The sequence below is a fragment of the Chloroflexus islandicus genome (assembly GCF_001650695.1).
In the GTDB taxonomy this organism is placed as follows: domain Bacteria; phylum Chloroflexota; class Chloroflexia; order Chloroflexales; family Chloroflexaceae; genus Chloroflexus; species Chloroflexus islandicus.
This window is the reverse complement of record NZ_LWQS01000060.1, coordinates 108903-127309: the sequence shown is the minus strand read 5'-3', so window position 1 is coordinate 127309 and position 18407 is coordinate 108903. Positions and strand designations below refer to the sequence as shown.

At 61.0% G+C, this 18407-nt stretch carries 12 protein-coding genes and 1 riboswitch; of the genes, 1 reads left to right on the top strand and 11 read right to left on the bottom strand.

The window, feature by feature from the left end; all coding sequences use genetic code 11:
• Position 1 precedes the first annotated feature (1 nt).
• From aroQ to infC, 11 genes are all read right to left on the bottom strand, one after another.
• Positions 2–463: a type II 3-dehydroquinate dehydratase gene (aroQ, locus tag A6A03_RS12020; RefSeq protein ID WP_066788479.1), complete on the bottom strand. Its 462-nt coding sequence runs from the start codon at positions 461–463 to the stop codon at positions 2–4.
• 36 nt (positions 464–499) lie between these two features.
• On the bottom strand, positions 500–5650 hold the full coding sequence (locus A6A03_RS12015) for an NEW3 domain-containing protein (RefSeq protein WP_066788476.1): 5151 nt from the start codon (positions 5648–5650) through the stop codon (positions 500–502).
• Positions 5651–5660: 10 nt separating this feature from the next.
• A complete protein-coding gene (locus tag A6A03_RS12010) occupies positions 5661–9449 on the bottom strand; it encodes a right-handed parallel beta-helix repeat-containing protein (protein ID WP_066788474.1) in 3789 nt (1262 codons plus the stop codon).
• A gap of 145 nt (positions 9450–9594) precedes the next feature.
• Positions 9595–10590, bottom strand: a complete 996-nt coding sequence (locus A6A03_RS12005; protein WP_066788472.1) for a sugar phosphate isomerase/epimerase family protein — start codon at positions 10588–10590, stop codon at positions 9595–9597.
• Positions 10591–10774: 184 nt separating this feature from the next.
• Entirely contained in the window at positions 10775–11695 is a 921-nt protein-coding gene (locus A6A03_RS12000; protein ID WP_066788470.1) for a DMT family transporter, read from the bottom strand.
• The gene (locus tag A6A03_RS11995; protein WP_066788462.1) at positions 11692–12564 is read right to left on the bottom strand and encodes a hypothetical protein; all 873 of its coding nucleotides are present in this window, start codon (positions 12562–12564) and stop codon (positions 11692–11694) included. Before A6A03_RS11995 ends, A6A03_RS12000 begins: the two co-directional genes overlap by 4 nt.
• Before the next feature lie 3 nt (positions 12565–12567).
• On the bottom strand, positions 12568–13617 hold the full coding sequence (gene pheS, locus A6A03_RS11990; protein WP_066788459.1) for a phenylalanine--tRNA ligase subunit alpha: 1050 nt from the start codon (positions 13615–13617) through the stop codon (positions 12568–12570).
• Positions 13618–13657: 40 nt separating this feature from the next.
• Entirely contained in the window at positions 13658–14464 is an 807-nt protein-coding gene (locus A6A03_RS11985; protein WP_066788456.1) for a TrmH family RNA methyltransferase, read from the bottom strand.
• Positions 14465–15452: 988 nt separating this feature from the next.
• The gene (rplT, locus tag A6A03_RS11980; RefSeq protein WP_066788453.1) at positions 15453–15812 is read right to left on the bottom strand and encodes a 50S ribosomal protein L20; all 360 of its coding nucleotides are present in this window, start codon (positions 15810–15812) and stop codon (positions 15453–15455) included.
• Positions 15813–15975: 163 nt separating this feature from the next.
• Positions 15976–16182: a large ribosomal subunit protein bL35 gene (locus tag A6A03_RS11975; RefSeq protein WP_066788446.1), complete on the bottom strand. Its 207-nt coding sequence runs from the start codon at positions 16180–16182 to the stop codon at positions 15976–15978.
• Positions 16183–16237: 55 nt separating this feature from the next.
• On the bottom strand, positions 16238–16981 hold the full coding sequence (gene infC, locus A6A03_RS11970; RefSeq protein ID WP_281181287.1) for a translation initiation factor IF-3: 744 nt from the start codon (positions 16979–16981) through the stop codon (positions 16238–16240).
• 291 nt (positions 16982–17272) lie between these two features.
• Positions 17273–17395: riboswitch (TPP riboswitch) on the top strand.
• Between the two features lie 101 nt (positions 17396–17496).
• Between infC and thiM the strand changes: the two genes are divergently transcribed.
• The gene (gene thiM / locus A6A03_RS11965) at positions 17497–18330 is read left to right on the top strand and encodes a hydroxyethylthiazole kinase (RefSeq protein WP_066788440.1); all 834 of its coding nucleotides are present in this window, start codon (positions 17497–17499) and stop codon (positions 18328–18330) included.
• Positions 18331–18407 lie beyond the last annotated feature (77 nt).

Here is an 18407-nt window from a genome sequence, read left to right as displayed (position 1 = left end):
TTTATCCCTGCGTTGTCCCGTTTGCAGGTAGCCGTTCAGCTAACAGCCATTCCAATGCCAGTAGATAGCCGCGCCAGCCGAGGCCGGTGATCTGGCCGCGCGCGATCGGCGCGATCACCGAGGTGTGGCGGAAGGCTTCGCGCTGGTAGACATTTGATAAATGCACTTCAATAATCGGCGCTGAGAGCATCGCTAACGCATCGCGCAACGATAACCCATAGTGGGTCAGCGCCCCCGGATTGATAATGATGCCGAGCGCGTCCCAGCCGTGCGCTTGAATGGCATCAACCAGCTCCCCTTCGTGATTGGATTGGATGCAGACCACGTTGACCCCAGCCGCTGCGCCGCGGGCCAACAGCGCGGCGTCAATGTCGGCCAACGTGGTCGTGCCGTAGATTTGTGGTTCGCGCCGGCCCAGCATGTTAAGGTTGGGGCCGTGGATGACTAAGATGGTTGGTGGCATCGTTATTGCTCTCTCGGCGGCAGCGCACTGCCGTTACTACCGGCTCACAACCGGGATAAAGACTGTTTCGCCATAGATATCCGCCCGGTAGAGATAGATCATCGAGAGCCGGATACTGCTGCGTTGGCTCGGGTCGCGCCGCGACGTGGCTGTCAAGACCACATCGTGGCGCAATGCAAACGGTTGGATCGGCGGTAAGGTGACCGTGACGTTGATCCCGACATCGCTTGCACCGCCGTTCAACGTCACCGTGCTTGGCGTGATCGTCACGCCAAACGTGCTGCTCAGCCCGCTGGCGGTCAGATCAAACGTGTCGGTCTCGTTGCCAAGGTTTTCCAGCACAATCCCGCTAAAGGTTATCTGGTTGGTTCCCGCCGGAATGCCGCGTAGCCGGTCGCTGCTCAGCAAGACGCCGGTGACCAATCCAACCCGGACACTGTCAAAGATGGTGCTCTTTACATTTGCATCGGTCTGTGAAGTGGCCGTGACCCGGATGCTGCTCAGGTTGAGATTGGCCGCTAGCCCGCCCGGCAGCGTCAGCAACACGGTGATTTCGCGACTCTCCCCCGGAGCGAGATTGATTTCGTTGGGGAAGACGCGCACGTTATGCCCATCGCCTTGGATGGCGGCGATGGTGTAGGTGTCAGCGCTGAAGCCAATATTGCGCACCGTGTGGGTGATGACCGTAGTCGCGTTCGGCAACGCAATCACGTTCCGCGACGGTTCGAGCAACACGTCGCGCAGCGCGCCGACTTGGACGATATTCTCGGCACTGGCCAACACGGATGTGCCGCCGGTTGCCCGCGCTTCCACCGTGATTGGGTTACTTGTGCCGGGTGGTATGGTGGCCGGGATAGTGACTGTCACCGTGATCACGACCGTGCTGCCCGGCGTCAAGACCGCAGTCGTGGCTGGTGTCACGGCAGGGGTTGGCCAGCTTGAATCGGCGCTGCGTGCGCTCAGATCGTAGGCAATGGTTGATGAACCGCTGTTGCGCAGGGTATGCGTGAAGACGACCGTTCCCCCCGGTACGCCGTTGGCCGTCGTGCCCGCCGAGAGATCAGCTCCGTCAATGCTAGTCACGGTCACGCTATCCACCACCTCGGCGCTCACCGCCGGATTGCCTTGCGAGGTGGCGCGGATGGCGGCGGTTGCGGTCGTGCCGGCGGCGATGCCAGTCGGAACCGTGATCTGCACGGTCACAGTGATGGCAGCGTTACGGGCTAGGATAGGCGTTGTTACCGGATCGACCGTCCCTGTCCAGCCGATCGGCAACCCGCTGAGGTTGAGGGTGAAGCGGTCGGGTGCGTTGCCGGTATTGGTCAAGATGTGGGTAAAGGTGACGGTCGCCCCCGGATCGGCGTTTGCATTGAGCGGGGTGGGTGCGAAGCTCAGATTGCGGATGGTCGTTACCGTCACGGTGGCGGCCGTACTCGCCGTGCTATCGGGTGCAGGCGGGGTCTGGCCGCCGTTGCGGGCAATCGCTCGCACTTCGAGCGGCGTATTGCCGCCATCGGCAGTGGCCGGCACGCCTACTTGCAGGGTATAGGTGCAGGTGCTGCCATTGGCCGGCACTGGCGAGGGGCAGGTGGTGCTACTGCCTACGAGGTTCCAGCCGGCAGGCAAGGTTTGCTCGAAATCAAACGGGGCCGGCGCATTGCCGCCGTTGTGCACAGTGACCGTGATGGTGGCTGTCGCGCCGGGATCAACCGGGTTGGGGGTCACGATGGGAGCACCCACAAAGACCGGCGTGCCGCCGCCAATCACTTGCGCCGTGCCAGTTGCCGTGCGGTTGGCCGGCGGGTTAGCGCCGCCGGTGACACCAGCTTGGACGGTAAAGCCGTAGAAGCCAACCGGCTCGCTAGCGCCAGCGGTAACGGTGAGGGTGATCGGGCGCGATTGCCCGGCGGCCAAAGTGAAGTTGCTGGCCGGGGTGGCGGCAAAGGTCAGGCTGGAAGCGGGAGTTGTGCTGGCCGGCGGCGTGATGATAAAGGTATCGGTAAAATTGCCGGTATTCGTGATCACATAGCTAAACTCAACCGAGCTAGCCGGTGTCAGTTGGCGGGTGGTTGGGGCAAGAGCAGCAAACTCGAAGTTGCGCACCACTGGCACGCGCACGGTATCGGTCGTTGCCGGATCGCTCTGCTCGGTAAAGAGTTGCGCCCCCTGCTGGCTGGTAGCGCGCACGCGGAACGAGAACGGGTAGTCGCCGGCGAGCAACGAGCTGCTAGAGGGTGTATTCGCGACGATAGTGAGCGTCGTTGTCGCGCCGGGAGCTAGGGTTGTGCTGCCGAACGTCGCCGACGCGATTGTCCAACCCGCTGGTGGCGTACCGCTAAAGACCGGCAAGCCGCTGCTACCGTCAGGCCGGATGATGCTCAGATTGCCGGTGAGTTGGCCGGTGTTGGTGACGGTATGGGTGAAAGTAACGGTATTGCCGGTGCGCTCAATTATCTGGCCGGGAGAGACGACCGGTTGGGCCGGAATGATCGTGATCGCCTGCGCGACGGTGGTCAAAGTCACGCTATTCGAGACCGTCTGGTCGCTGCGCGCCGTCACCGTGGTGGTATCGGTGTCGCCAGCGCTGGCAGTGAGCGGCACCGCCACCCTAATGATCATCTGCACACTGCCAGATGGCGGTACTTCCACTAGCGCCGGCCCGCTTGTCCAGCCGCGATTGCTATCGAGCGTCAGGCTATAGGTGCGCGTCACCGGCGCGGTATGGCTCAGCGTCAGGGTATACGTGGCGGTGCTGCCAAGGCTGACCGAACGGCTGGCGCCGCCGGTAACGGTGAGGGTTGCGGTTGGTGTGGCACAAGCGCCGGTAGCATTGACATCAAGCGCGTTTGAGAATGGCGAGCTATTGCCGGTGGTTGGGTTGTGGACGGTAGCGGTGATGAACCCCAGACAACCGGTAACATTGACGCTAAAGTTGCCGCCGGCAGTGGTCGTCACGCTGGTCAGGAAGACCGGCCCCTCGCGGTTGCGATCGGTGATGCTGGCGCTAGCGGTAAAGATTTCGACCACACAACCGGCGCCACAATCGGTTGTGCCGGTAACGATTGGCGAACCGGCGGTAATCGGGTTAAAGCTCGGTGCGGCGAGATTGCCGTTCGCATCACTGCCAAGGCTAATGCCGTCGCCTTCGTTGTTTTGGGTCGTATTCCGCGAAATCAACACCCCGGAAACATTATCGGCGACAAAGATGCCGTGACCAACGCCAAGCCGGCCATTGCGCACCAGCCGGTTGCCGATCAGTTGGTTATTGCTGCTTTGAATATGAATGCCATGATTGGCGTTAAAGACAGAGGTATTATTCTGCCCGGCAAAGGCAATCAGATTGTTCTCGATCCGGTTATTGCTGCCGCTTGACAGCACGATCCCATCTCTCCGAATCGTTGTGCCGCTACCCGGCGTCTCGCTGCTCGATGCCCGCACGCCAATGCGGTTGCCGATCAGTTGGTTATTGTTCGCATTACTCAGATTAATCCCAAAATCCACGCCACCGATCAGATTGTCGCGTACCGTCGCATTGCTCGCGCTGCTGATGCGCACGCCACGGCTACCGCCCACAATACTGCTCACAAGAATACCGTTGCCGTCAGCGCGCACGCCAAGGTAATTGCCCTGCACCGTGTTGCCATTGGCGGTACAGGTAGGGCACGGTTCGATCAACACCGCGGCCCCCGAACCGGTGACAGCAAAATCGCCGGCGGCGATCACGTTGCGGTCGGCGGGGTTGGGGCCGCCGATCACCGAATTGCTGCCGTTTTCGATCCAGACGGCGGCGTCACCAGTGCCGTATCCCACGGTTGGTTGGCTGATGGTCGTTGTAGTGGTCTGCGTGCCCAGCGGATCGGTGCCTAGATAATTTCCGCGCACGATCGTGTTGCTAGCCCGAATCCGGATCGCATGGGTGCGCGACCCGGCAATCACGTTGCCCGGCCCGATGGTGGTATTGATCGTGTTGCGCCCGACAAAAACCCCTTCGCCGCCGGAACTCAGGTTCGCAGTGCCATTGCCGGCCGGAAACGGGTTGCCGCTCGCGTTCAGCGCAACGCCGATATAGTTACCGGCAATGACGGTAGGGCCGGTGGCGAATTGGGTGTCATTGATCACAATCCCGCTGTTGCTATTGCCGCTGATATAGTTGCGTCCGCCTACCGGATCGAGCGGATCACCAATTTCGGTGTTGATCGCGCCGTACGTTGCGCCGCCAGCAATCAAAATGCCAATCCGGTTAGAAATAATCGTCCCGCTCGGATTCACGCCGATCCAATTGCCAGTGATACGGGTATTCCGTGGAATGCTCGGTGAGCCGGCGCTGCTCGTATTGCTGAACAAGCCAATACCGGCTGCGTTAGCGCCGGTGTAGCCGCCGATCACGTTCCCGCTGATTACAGTATCACGCGCGTAATTTTCAATCGAAATACCGCCAAGATTACTAGGTGATGGCGCTGTGACTAGTGCAGCATTGCCATTGACCGTCGTGCCGAGATAATTGCCGCGAATCTGGTTACTGATGAGCGGTACGGTGCTCACATTGTTCGAGATGCCAATATCGGCACGCTCGTTGCCGCTAATCACATTCCGGTCAGCCGGGTTGCCGGTGCCGATCTGGTTATTGCTCGCACCATCGTCAAGCAGAATGCCATAGTTGGTATTTGGCTCTGGAAAGCCATTCAAATGGCCGATCCAATTATCGGCGATCAGGTTGTTTTGGGCGCTATTCCGGAGATAGATGCCAGAACCGCCACCGGTAATCGAGGTGCCGCCGAAGCGAATAATGACTAATCCGCGGATCACATTGTTATCGGAAGCAATGATCAAGCCATGCGCTGGAATGACTTGATTGCTCGCGTTGCGCAACTGTTCGCCGCTAATGATCACGGTATGCCCGCTGCCGCCGTCGATGGTGGTATTGCCTTCGGTGAGCGGCGGCAAGCCAGTGTTTTGCACATAGATCGTTCCGCTCACACTGAAGGTAATCGTGTCGGGCACGCCATTGCTATTGGCGGCAATCATCGCCTCGCGTAGAGTGCAACCGCCGGGAGCGGTCGTACATGCGCCGTCGTTAGTGTCAGCCAGCGAGTTGACGACCAACGACGCTGCCAACACCGGTTGCGCCGCCGGAATCAGGCTGACGAACAGGATGATCAGGAGCGCAATGCGCAGATGGCGGTGCATAGAGCCGCTCCTAACGAGTCACTAGCGGTATCCAGACTGCCGGCACTTGCACGCCCGACGAGTCACGCACAATGGCTACATCTTGCACCTCGGCCCCGCTGAGCGGTTCTTCCGAACCGGGGATCGAAGCCCAAATCCGCAATGTTTCACGAGTGCCGGGTAGGATCAGCTCGCTGATCCGCACCCGCACCCGTAGCACGATCTGGTTGATCTTGCCTTCGCCAGCCGTATTATCGAGCGTCACGGTGTTTCCAGTAATCGTAACGCCGCTAGTGCCCGACTCAAAGGCGACTAAGGTGCTGCCGCGGCTGGCGGCGAAGTTGAGCTGGAAGGTGGCCCGCCCGTTGCTGGTGTTGCGCAGGGTATGCAAAAAGACTACTTCGCGTCCAGCCTGCACATCCTGCTCTTGATTGCTACGCAGTTCAGCGGCGTAGCGCAGACCAACGCTCGTCGTGTCGGTCATAGTGATCGTCCGCGCGCCAAATCCGCGCGGTGTGGCGGTAATGACCGTGGTTGCCCGCACCGGGTTGCCGCTGGCATCGGCGGTCTGTGCGCCAGACGGAACCGTAATCTGCACGGCAATCTCGGCGCTGGCCCCCGGCGCGAGGGTGACGGTTGGTGTAAGCACTGTGGTGTTATAGGTGTCTAGCCCAATCAAATCAGCGGTTGTGGCGCTAATATCGACCGGCACGGTCACGTTGCCATTGTTGGTGATCTGGTGGCGATAGATGTAAGTGTCAGACGGCAAAACGGTTGCCGCGCCGGTGGCCGGAGTGGCCACAAGTACCGGCAAGGCTTCAACCGCAGTGCGCAGGGTTTGGGTGATCGGATTAAGTACTGGCGCCGTCAGCGAGACGGTGGTGGTGTCGGTGATTGGTACTTGCACCGATGGATGGGTACCGGTAGGGAGGGTAAGGGTAACAGTTAGCAATTGGCTCGCGCCGGGCAACAGCGTGAAACGTTCGCTCGGCGCGACGGTCGCCGTCCACCCGCTGAGGGTGCCGGTGGCCGTGAAGCGAATACGATTGACCCCAAGCGTGCCATGATTTTCCAACCGCAGCCGGTACGTGACACTACTGCCGGGGGCGGCGCTCTGTTCGATGGGATCAATCGGGATGAGGCGCAGATCGACTGTGGGTGTAAAGACGCGGAACACCGAGGTATTACCGAACCGATCGGTTGCGGTAAAGAGCAGTTGGCGGTAGGTTTGGGGTGGGGTGCTGAGCGTGGCGTTAAAGGCGCCGGCGCTATTGGCGCTTGCGCTGGCTAATGGTTGCCAACCTTGCCCATCAGGCGCCGCCAGACTGGTATCATCGCCATAGATGTGGATCGTGCAGCCGGCGCAGGCCGATACCGGATCGAGATCCTCTTCGCGTTCGGCAGTGCTGGCCAAGACATTGCCGCTGACCGGCCCGTCTTGGAAGACTTGGAAGTTAAACGGCGGATCAATGCTGTGGTTCGGGAGCGTAAGGTTTTGATCCGGATCAGGCGGCGTTCTGCTATACAAGGTCGTGCCGGCCAGCTCAATCCCGCCGAGGGTATTAGCCGCCATCTGATTTTGGGTGATCGTCACCCGGCGCGCCGTATCAGTCACCAGCACAGCGTAGCCGGCATTGGCGCGCAGCCGGTTGCCGTTGATCGCCACGCCAAGGCTGCTGCCGCCTACCTGTATGCCATCGCCGCCGTTCTGCTCGATCACATTGTTGTTGTTGATCGTCACAGTACTGGTGTCAGTGAGATTCATGCCATCGCCGGCATTGGCTTGCACCTGATTGGCATTCAACGTGGCAGTGGCAACGTTGGTGAAGCGGATGCCTTCCGCTGCATTCAACCGCACCAGATTGCCGCTCAAGGTGGCAGTCGTCACATTCGTCAAGGCGATGCCGGTGCCGGCAGGGCGGGCCAGCGGATCGGGACTGCCACCCGGATCGGCCACCCAACCGATCTGATTTTGCTGGATCGTGAGTGAACGGGCATTGCTCAGCTCAATGCCGGCGGCGCTGCCGTTGCCGCCAATCGTATTGTTAGCGATGGTGACTTGAGAGGCGTCAGTAACGCGGATCGCGGGGCCAGCGTTGGCCGCGGCAACGCTATACGCATCGCCGGTCGTGTCACGGCGCAATCCGAGCGTATTGGCGCGCACCGTAATACTGAAGCTGCTTGTGCCGCTGATATCAATGCCGGGGCCGCTGGCCGCGGCGATGATATTGCCGTTCGTGCTGCCAATGGTAACATTCTGACTATCGATCACTGCAATCCCGGCGGCAGCGCTGCCCAGCGCCGTGCGGCCATCGGCGCTCAGGCCAATGATATTACCGTCGAGGGTGGCGCTGCCAACGTTGCGCAGCCGGACATCGTAACCGGTATTGGCAGCAATTCGGGAATTGGTCATCGTCACCTGCGCTGTGCCGTTGAATTCAACGCCGCCAGCGTTGGCAAAGGCGTTATCGCCAGTAGGGAGCACCCCAACAAAAGCGTTCGTGATCGTGACGCTGCTCACGCCGCCAACCCAGATTCCCGGCCCGCCATTGCCGCCGATACGCACATTCGCCGTTGCGCTGCCGATAATCGCATTGCCGGCACTCTCACTGATCCGGATGCCGCCTTGCCCGTTCGGTCGCGCACTCGTAAACCCGCGATTTAGGCCAATGATGGTATAACCGCTTATCGCAGTATTGATCGGCGCCGCGCCGCCGCCGCTGCGCACCTGAATGCCATAGCCGTTGTTGTCGCTAACCACTAACGGGAGAGTGGCGCTAGCGCTGCCGATCACCGTCCCTTGCGCTCCGTCTTCGATCCGGATGCCGTCGCCGCCATTGCCAACGGCAGGTTCGCTGTCGAGGTTGACCCCGATCAGGTTGCTGCTAATCGTCGTCGTATAGGTTTGCGAACCGCTTATGAAGATTCCGCTGAGACCGTTAGCGCCGATGATATTGCGTTCTGCACTGGTCGCGCCGCCAATCTCGTTCAACTCAGCGCGTCCGTTTGGATCGCTCGCCGTATTGCTCAAAATTTGGATGCCATGACCGCCATTAGGCCGGGCGGCAGTGGCACTCGTGTAGAGCACGCCGATTCGATTTGCTCGCATCGTGTTCTGCGAAGCATTTTCGATGAAGATCCCGTTAGCAATATTGCCGGCGATGGTGTTAGGGGCTAAGGATACACCGATCTGATTATTGCGCGCATTCGCGCCGATAATCACGATCCCGTTACGGTTGCGGTTGGCGTCTGGAGGTATGGTTCCATCGAGTTGCAACCCGATATAACAATTGCGGATTGTGTTATTAGCGCTGCTGATGTAAATGCCGCTGCCACGGTAGCCACCCACGTCGCTGCTTGCACCATAAATCGCTATGCCCTCAATGATTGCGCCGCCGCCATTCAACACGAGGCCAGCGTTAGCGCTGTTAGCATTGATAGCTACCTGTGGTATGCCCAATGCCAATACTTCAGCGCTAATCGTGACATTAGCACGTGTGATCGGGGGCAATAGTTCGCTTAACGTAATGATGTAAGGCGTGCTCGCGACGTAACCCTCCGTCACCAGATCAAATGTGATGATAATCCGGTTGGTGCCGGGGGTGGCATTTGCTTTGGCAATGGCTTGGCGCAGACTGCAATTGCCATTGACCACATCATCAGTACAATGGTTGTTGATGTTTGTGACTGGGTTGTCGGCTAGGGTATCGACGAAAAACTCAACAACCTCTGTCTGGCTAAAGCTCGATCGAGGCCAGAGCAGCGTGCTGCTGAGAAACAGCAGACTTGCCAACCACCACCAGACTCTGCGCGCGTGCATGCGAACTCCTTGCGCCAACGAGCGGCGCGCAGCAGAAGGAGCGGATCAGCTCCCTTCAAATACGTTTTCTTCCCAGTTGCTCTTGATTGTAACACGATGCGCAGACCGGCTGAAGAGGCAACCAGACAGGAATTTAGTCCTATCTTTATAGCTTGGGCAAGACGCCGATCGTGCGCAGGTACGCAATCGAGGCGGCGTATTGCTGGTCTTCGTACAAGCTGATCTGCTCTTCACCGGCGCCGCGTTCCCACGGCGTGCGCCAATCGTCGTCGCGCAAGCGCATCGTTTGGGCAAAAAGGCGCAACACCGGTAACACCTCGCGCACGTCGCAGGGCGGGTAGCCTCGCCACCAGTCATCGTCGAGGATGCGCACGTGGCGGGCGCTATGGCTGACCAGCTCGATCTGGCAGGCGACGTCAGGGGCGTGTTGTTCAATCTGGCCCAACAACCGGCGAATGTCGAGATCGCCTTCGCCGAGGGCGCAGCGCACCAGCCGCCAGCCTTGGGTGGTCGGGTAGGTTTCGTAATCAGCAAGGTGAACATTGCGGATCAGCGGCCCAAGCCGTTCGACTGCGGCGTAGGGTGTTTCACCCACTACCAGCGTGTTGACCGCATCAAAACAGACCCCAAGGTACGGACTGTCAATCGCGGCGCAGATCGCGGCTAGATCGGCACTCGTGGCGTCTTGGTGGTTCTCAACCGCCAACACTACGTTGTGTTCGGCAGCGAGGTCAATGACCGCACGCAGCCGCTCAGTCACATCGGCCAGATAAGCCGGCCAATTGTCGGTGAAAGGACGGCGGTAGCCTTCGAGCACCGGACTGATCAAGACACGCAATACGCGCGCACCGGCCATCGCTGCTGCTGGGATGTGGGTGCGGAGCAGGTCAACATTCGCGATCTCGCTATCGGCGACCGGCGTTAAACCGCACAGACTCAGCCGCTCGCGCAGCGCATGCAGCCGGTCAGGCGAGAGGTCGGGCAACAGGCTGAGCGGAAATTCAATGCTCTGCAAACCGGCGCGCGCAGCCAGCGTCACAATATCTTCGACGTCGAGCGGATGGCTGACGGCGCGGGTGGTGCCGCGGCCAATCAGGCCGCAGCGATAACTGAAACTTAAAGCGGAAAGACCGATCAACACCGCCGAACCTCAATAACCTAGTAGACCTTTATCATACCACAAGTGTGGCAAGCGGGGTGTGTATCTGAATGAAAGCTCTCACGTTCATACCGGGCGAACAAGTGGTGCGGCAGTTACGTTGTCGCACTCTAGACGAGCATAGCGCTGGAATGCGGCAGCGGGATTGTCGCACGCCATCCGCGCTTTATCCTGTCGCTTGCTGAGCAGTGCTCTCTGGCGCGCGCTGTTCGGCGATCGAGGCGATGGCAATCCCGCTGAGTAAGAGAACAATTCCGCCAAACTGCAATGGGGCCAGCGTTTCGCCAAAGAGGATGAAGGCGAGCAGAGTCGAGCCGATCGGTTCGCCGAGAATAGCCACCGCCACGTAGGTGGCCGATAGGCTGCTGAGCGCGTAGTTGAAGGCGGTATGGCCGAGCAGTTGCGGGCCGATGGCCAAGCCGAGGATGAAGAGGTAGACATACGGCGGGAAGCCGAAGAATTGCTGGCCGGTGGCGATGGCCCACACCACTAACACTACCGCTGCGCTGGTGTAGACTAGCCAGATGTACGCGAGCACCGATAGCCGCCGGCGTAGGTCACGTCCGATGAGCAGGTAGGCGCTGGCTGTAGCCGCGCCAATCAGCGCCAGCGTATTGCCAAGCAGCGGGTTGCTTTGGGTCGGGTTAGCACTGTCGCTCACGCTGATCGCAATCGTCCCGATCAGGGTCAGCGCAATGCCAAGCAGCGTCGTCCAGTGCAACCGTTCGCGGAAGAAGAAGAGCGAGGCGATCCCGACCCAGAGCGGGTTGGTTGAGACGAGCGCGGCGCTGCTCGCCACCGAAGTATATTCGAGCGAGCTGATCCAACTGGCGAAGTGAACCGCCAAAAACGCGCCTGCTCCCATGCCAAACAACACATCGCGCCGGTGCAGCCGGCGAATCTCGCCGCTGGCCCGGCTCAGTGCGATGGGGGTCAGGATCAGCGCCGCTAGCCCCAGCCGTCCGGCGGCAATGCTGAGCGAGGGCATGCCAGCACCCTGCGCGTAACGGATCATGATTGACGCGGTGGAAGCGATCAAGACACCGGCGAAGAGCACGGTGTACAGCCATAAACGATTCCGGTTCATGCGGTTGCTTTCGTCCAGCGTACCAGCGGCGCGGCGACCCACGTGGGGGGCGGCGTCTGGTACAGTTGGGTGGCATCGCTCGCCACCAGATCGAGTATCTCTCCGTGGAGGGGGCCGCGCAAGAAGCGGAAGACCTGCCCGGCGTCGCGGGCATCGCTCTTGGCGCGCACGCAGTGTTGGTTGTAACCCCAGTAGTCACCGGCGGCGAGCAGGCGCATGCCCTCTTCGATGGTGCGGCGGGCGAGTTCCAACCCGCCGGCCTCTGGGGCCAGCGCTTGGTCGGGCGGGTCGCCGTAGCCGATGCCGTGGTGGAACGGATCGGCGGTCGAGACAATCACCGCATCGCGGGCCAGTTCGACCAGCTCGTCAATGCCGGGCAACAGTTCGGGATGGCCGCCGGCCAGATACGGATACCGCTCGATCACCTGCGGCCCGCGAATCCCGCGCCGGCGGGTTTCCAGCTCCCAGAAGAAGCGGAAGCTGTAGAGAGCGTGGTCAAGCTGCCATTCATTGCCGCGGTCGAGACCCGGCCCCTGAATGCCCCAATACCGTTCGGCGGCAGGCGATCCGCCGGCAGCCACCCGCCGGCGAGCCTGTTCCATCTCGTCATTCCAAGCGTGCAAAACGCTGATCACCAGCACCCGGCCGGCCCCGCTATCGAGGCAGGCATGGACGGCGGCGGCAATCTGGTGGCCGCAATCGGCTACCCCAGCGTGCGGAAAGACGATCACACCGCCGGCAGCCAACGTGGGCGCGAGATCCCATTGGCGGGCGCGGTCGAGCAACTCGTAGCCGCCGCGCTCGCCGAGCGCCTCGTGTTCAGCGCGGTAGAGATCGTGAATCGCTTTGTTCAGTTCGTCGCGGCGCATCGCTCACCCAAACTGCTCGACGAAGCGTTGGTCGCCGCTGTAGAACCAGCGAATATCGTCGATGCCGTACTTGAGCATCGCGACCCGTTCGGGGCCGAAACCGCCGGCAAAGCCGCTGAATTCGGCCGGATCGTAGCCGCCGTTACGCAACACATTCGGATGCACCATCCCGCAGCCGCCGATCTCAAGCCAGCCGGCATACTTGCAAATCCGGCAGCCTTTGCCGCCGCAGAGGAAGCAAGTCACATCCATCTCGGCGCTCGGTTCGGTGAAGGGGAAGAAGCTGGGGCGCAGCCGCACTTGGGTGCCCGGCCCGAACATCCGCTCGGCAAAGAAACTTAGCGTGCCTTTGAGATCGGCCATCGTCACGTGGCGCCCGACGGCCAAAAACTCAAACTGGTGGAACATCATCTCGCTGCGCACCGTCACCTGCTCGTTGCGGTAGACTTTGCCCGGAATGAGCACCCGCAGCGGATTGGGGGCATTGCGCCGCATAGCATGGATTTGGCCGGGAGAGGTGTGGGTGCGCAAGAGCACCGATGGCGCGCCTGCCGGCATCTCGACATAAAACGTATCTTGCATATCGCGGGCCGGGTGGTCATCGGGGAAGTTGAGCAAGCTGAAATTGAAGGCGTCGTATTCAACTTCAGGACTTTCCCAGACCTGAAAACCCATCTCGGCGAAGATCTGCTGCACCTGCCGCAAGATCTGGTTCGTGAGATGGATATACCCGACCGCAGGCTGGCGACCGGGCATCGTGACATCGATCCGGTCAGCGGCCAGCTCGGCGGCGATCGCTTGCGCTTCAAGCCGTTCTTTCGCGGCGGTGAACACGGTTTCAAGCTGTTCGCGCAGCGCATTCACCCGCTGGCCGGCCACTGGCCGTTCTTCGGCGGGCAACGCGCCGAGGCCGCGACTGAGGCGCGAGAGGCGGCCTTGCTTGCCGATAAAGCGGCTCTTCCATTCAGTGAGGGCGGCTAAGTCGGTGACTGACTCGAGGGCGCTGAGAGCTTCTTGTTCGAGCGCAGCCAATTCATCGAGCAGTGTGGTCATGCGGCACCATCTTGTTCCAGAGACGCGATCATTGTTGCTATTATACATTGTTGCGCGGCGAGGGAGCGCAGGCATCGGCGCTGCGTTGGCGCAAGGCTTCAAACAGGATAATACTGCCGGCGACGCCGGCATTGAGCGATTCGATCGGGCCGGCCATCGGAATGGTGATGGTCTGGCGGGCGAGCGCGCGGGCGGCGGCGCTGAGGCCGTGCGCTTCATTGCCGATAATCAGCGCCGCCGGTTGGCGCCAATCGACGGCGTAGTACGGTTGGCTGCCGGCGCTATCGGCGGCATACACGGTGTAAGGGCCAAGTTCGGCGGCAATCTCTTCCCACCCCAACAGGCGAAGCGGCACGACAAAGTGCGCTCCCATAGCGGCGCGGGCCACCTTGGGGCTAAACGGATCGGCGGTGCCGGGAGCGCACAGCACAAGGCCGGCGCCGGATGCCGCCGCCGAGCGCAGCAACGTGCCAACGTTGCCGGGGTCTTGGATCTCGTCGAGCACGAGCCGGAGGCCGGGCCGGGGCGGCAATTCCGGCCATGCGACGGCGGCAATCACGCCTTGCGGTTGTTCAGTATCAGCGGCGGCAGCCACAACGGCGGGCGTGGCGGGGAAACAGCGGGACAGCGTTTGCAGGCGGGCAAGCAGTGCTGTACCGGCGGCAGTGGCAGCCAGTTGCTCAGGCGCATAGAGGGCAAGGCGCAGTTCGGCTCCGGCAGCGAGGGCATCTGCCACGAGCCGCACGCCTTCGATGACGAAACTGCGCTCGCGCCGCCGATCGCGGGCCGATGCGGCCAGCGCGCGCAGCCATTTGACGTGTTGGTTGGCGGTGCTGGTAATCACCATGTGTCAGCGCATAAAGCAAGGATGCCAAAAGATTATGGTTCATTATACGCTGAAGTGGCCGGTGAACGAGAAGGCGCTAAGCAAGCCAAGGCGCAAAGGGGCAAACGCCAAGTCGCCAAGGACGCGAAGAGACGCAGGGGATTAAATCATCCTCTGCGTTCCCTGCGCCCTCTGCGGCAAAAAAGATCTCCCCTCTCCCGCACCAGCGGGAGAGGGGCAGGGGGTGAGGGCCAGCAGCCCGCGCAGCGGGCTTCGTACCCCTAGCCCGGCCCTTCAGGGCCGGGTGCCGGATCAGATGGTTTGCCCGCCCTTGAACCCCAGCGGGGGACAGGCTGGGAGCGACGCAAAGAGAAGGAACTGCACGGCGCTACCCCTCCCTCAGCGGGGGAGGGGCAAGGGGTGGGGGCAAACACGAAGGCGCAAAGCATGCAAGGGTGCAAACGCAAAGCCGCCAAGCACGCGAAGAGACACAGGGGATTGGATTATCCTCTGCGTTCCCTGCGCCCTCTGCGGTAAAAAAGATCTCCCCTCTCCCGCACCAGCGGGAGAGGGGCAGGGAGTGAGGGCCAGCAGCCCGCGCAGCGGGCTTCGTACCCCTAGCCCGGCCCCAGATGGTTTGCCCGCCCTTGAACCCCAGCGGGGGGACAGGCTGGGAGCGGCGCAAAGAGAAGGAACCGCACGGCGCTACCCCTCCCCCAGCGGGGGAGGGGCAAGGGGTGGGGGCAAACACGAAGGCGCAAAGCATGCAAGGGTACAAACGCCAAGGCGCTAAGGACGCAAAGAGACGCAGGGGATTGGATTATCCTCTGCGTTCCCTGCGCCCTCTGCGGTAAAAAAGATCTCCCCTCTCCCGCACCAGCGGGAGAGGGGCAGGGGGTGAGGGCCAAAGACAAAGCCGCCCAAGACACGCAGAGAAGCCGGGGATTAAATCATCCTCTGCATCCCCTGCGCCCTCTGCGGTAAAAATACCTAATTCGCCTTGGCGCAATTACGCCGTCGCAGCCGCCTGCGCCTGCGCCACAATGCGGGCAAAGGCCTGCGGATCGCGGACAGCCAGATCAGCCAGCATCTTGCGGTCAATCACAATATTCGCCTGCTTGAGGCTATTGATGAGGCGGCTGTACGTCGTGCCGTTGAGGCGGGCAGCCGCGTTAATGCGCATAATCCACAGCCGGCGGAAATCGCGCTTGCGGCGGCGGCGGTCGCGGTACGCATCGGCGAGCGCGTGCATCACCGCTTCGTGAGCAACCTTATAGTGGCGGCTGCGCGCGCCGCGATAGCCCTTCGCCTGCTCTAACAGCTTCTTGTGGCGCTTGCGCACCATTGTGCCACGCTTGACACGAGCCATGGTTGTTCTCCTTTGGCGGATCGGTCAGGGGGTGGCAGACCGAACCCTGAACTTCATCCGCACTATAGCTTGCATACTGATAACGTTACGTGCCAACAAAAACCCTGCGGGCAGCGCAGGGCTGACGTTTGCGACGGGTACGAGCGACCCGCCGCTGGCGTGCTTACTCAAGACCGTAAGGCAGCGCGACTTGCAACATGCGGCGATTAGCCGGCGAGGTCGGCTGATCCTTGCCCCACTCGCGTTGCGAGCGGCTGGGCCGGTTGCGCTTATTGCCGCGCACACCGCTCTGCTGCAAAAACTTGCCAGACGCAGTCACCTTAAAGCGCTTTTTGGCGCCCTTGTGCGTCTTCATCTTCATCTTAGGCATTGAATAGCTCCTTTACCGCAACCGGATAGCAGAAGCCAGACCGGTTTCGCATCACTTAGCGCCGTCGCCGGCGTTCCCGCTCGTCATCGTCAAAATCGTCTTCGTCCTCGTCGTCGTCATCGTAATCTTCGTCCTCGTCGATGAGGTCATCACCTTCGTCAAGCTCATCCTCATCAACAAGGTCTTCTTCTTCGTCTTCGTTTGCCGGCGTGGCCACAGGCGCTGCCGGCGCTGGGGCAGACTGGGCGTTCGCAGCGGCTTGGCGCTGAGCGGCAGCCTTCTGCGCCTGCTGGGCCGCTTTCAGCACCTTCGCTGTCGGCGCCAACAACATCGAGAGGACGCGCCCCTCCATCAGCGGCTTTTGCTCGATGACGGCAATATCGCTCAATTGCTCGGCAATCTCATCGAGCATTTTGCGCCCGATTTCCGGGTGGGCCATTTCGCGACCGCGGAAGCGCAAGTTAAACTTCACCTTGTCGCCGGCCAACAAAAAGCGCCGCGCCTGATTCGCCTTGACGGCGACATCGTGATCGTCGGTTTTCGGCATCAGCCGGATCTGCTTCAATTCTGACTGCTTCTGATTGCGGCGCGCTTCCCGCTCTTTTTTGCTCTGCTCGTAGCGGAATTTGCCATAATCGAGCAGACGGCATACCGGCGGAACCGCATTGGGCGCGACTTCAACCAGATCGTACCCCCGCTCTTCAGCCATAGCTAGCGCCTCGCGCAAGGGGACGATGCCGACTTGGGTGCCGTTTTCATCGATCAGGCGCACTTCACGGGCGCGAATGCGATTGTTGATGCGAAACCGGTCTCTGATAGCGCGACTCCTTCGTCTTTCGAGCGGTGACGGCTGTGTGCCGGAAGCCAGTTGCCGGGATGAGCGTCACCGTTAAGGCGAACCTTATGTTATGCAGACGACAATAAAACACCGACGTGAACCACTGCTCACATCAAGCCTGCATTATACCAGTCTGGGCAGGGATCGTCAAACGAATAACGCCTTGAAAGCGTCTTTCTTTCATGTCCATGAGAGCAAATACACTTGCCGGATTGCGCCGGCTAGTGTTCTATGTTATCATGAATTCAACAATCTTCATGCCGGGGGAGCTTGGGAGAACCGAGCTGAGAGGGCGCCTTTGGCTTTTGCCGCCGGCGCCGACCCTCTGAACCTGATCTGGGTTATGCCAGCGGAGGGAGGAGCAGTGCGCAGTCCGATGCGGTCTGCGTGGATCGTCAACTCACCGTCCTGCCGCGGCAGGGCGGTTTTTTGTCCCTGCGCGACGCTCATCCGTTTGCTGGCGCAAGGAGGCAACGATGGCATTGAACGAACGGATCGCAGAACTGCGGGAGCGGGTGCGCCAGCAGCGCCCCCTGATCCACCACATCACCAATTTTGTGGTGATGAACGACACGGCCAATGTGACGCTCCATATCGGCGGCTTGCCGGTGATGGCCCACGACCGCGAAGAGGTGGCCGAGATGGTGGCTATGGCCGGCGCATTAGTGTTGAATGTCGGCACCTTGTCACCTGATTGGATCGAGGCCATGCTGATCGCCGGCAAGCGGGCGAATGAGCTGGGCATCCCGATCGTGCTCGATCCGGTTGGCGCGGGGGCGACTTCGTTGCGCACCGCGAGCAATCGCCGCTTGCTGGAGGAATTGCGGGTCGCAGTGGTGCGCGGCAATTCGGGCGAGATTGGCGCGCTGGCTGGCATGGGTGGCGTGGTGAAGGGGGTTGAGGCGGTGGTTGAAGCCGATGATCCGGTGGCGGCGGCCCAGAAGCTGGCGCAACAGTATCAGACGGTGGTGGCGGTCACCGGGAAGCGCGATATTGTCACCGATGGCAGCCGGGTGTTGGCGGTTGACAATGGTCATGAGTGGCTCAAGACGCTGACCGGCACCGGTTGCTCGGCGACGACCGTGATTGCGGCGTTTGCAGCAGTTGAGCGCGATTATGTGCTGGCTGCCGCCGCCGGCTTAGCCTGTTTTGGGGTGGCCGCCGAGCTGGCCGCTCCGCTCGCGCACGGCCCGGCCAGCTTTAAAGTGGCGTTCTATGATGCGATATACCATTTGTCGGCGGAACAGATTCGGGCCGGTGCGCGCGTGACCAGCTTGAGCGACGATCAGAGCATTGCGGTGGCGCGGTAGGTGCGTTGAGAAGCACTGCTTGCGCTCATCGTCTGAGAGCGGGTGGCAGGTTGATTGCCGCATACCATCCGGTTCAT

Bases quoted from the DNA above. Each gene is read 5' to 3' on its own strand.
- aroQ (WP_066788479.1), bottom strand. From the start codon at position 463: ATGCCACCAACCATCTTAGTCATCCACGGCCCCAACCTTAACATGCTG.
- A6A03_RS12015 (WP_066788476.1), bottom strand. From the start codon at position 5,650: ATGCACCGCCATCTGCGCATTGCGCTCCTGATCATCCTGTTCGTCAGC.
- A6A03_RS12010 (WP_066788474.1), bottom strand. From the start codon at position 9,449: ATGCACGCGCGCAGAGTCTGGTGGTGGTTGGCAAGTCTGCTGTTTCTC.
- A6A03_RS12000 (WP_066788470.1), bottom strand. From the start codon at position 11,695: ATGAACCGGAATCGTTTATGGCTGTACACCGTGCTCTTCGCCGGTGTC.
- A6A03_RS11995 (WP_066788462.1), bottom strand. From the start codon at position 12,564: ATGCGCCGCGACGAACTGAACAAAGCGATTCACGATCTCTACCGCGCT.
- pheS (WP_066788459.1), bottom strand. From the start codon at position 13,617: ATGACCACACTGCTCGATGAATTGGCTGCGCTCGAACAAGAAGCTCTC.
- A6A03_RS11985 (WP_066788456.1), bottom strand. From the start codon at position 14,464: ATGGTGATTACCAGCACCGCCAACCAACACGTCAAATGGCTGCGCGCG.
- rplT (WP_066788453.1), bottom strand. From the start codon at position 15,812: ATGGCTCGTGTCAAGCGTGGCACAATGGTGCGCAAGCGCCACAAGAAG.
- A6A03_RS11975 (WP_066788446.1), bottom strand. From the start codon at position 16,182: ATGCCTAAGATGAAGATGAAGACGCACAAGGGCGCCAAAAAGCGCTTT.
- thiM (WP_066788440.1), top strand. From the start codon at position 17,497: ATGGCATTGAACGAACGGATCGCAGAACTGCGGGAGCGGGTGCGCCAG.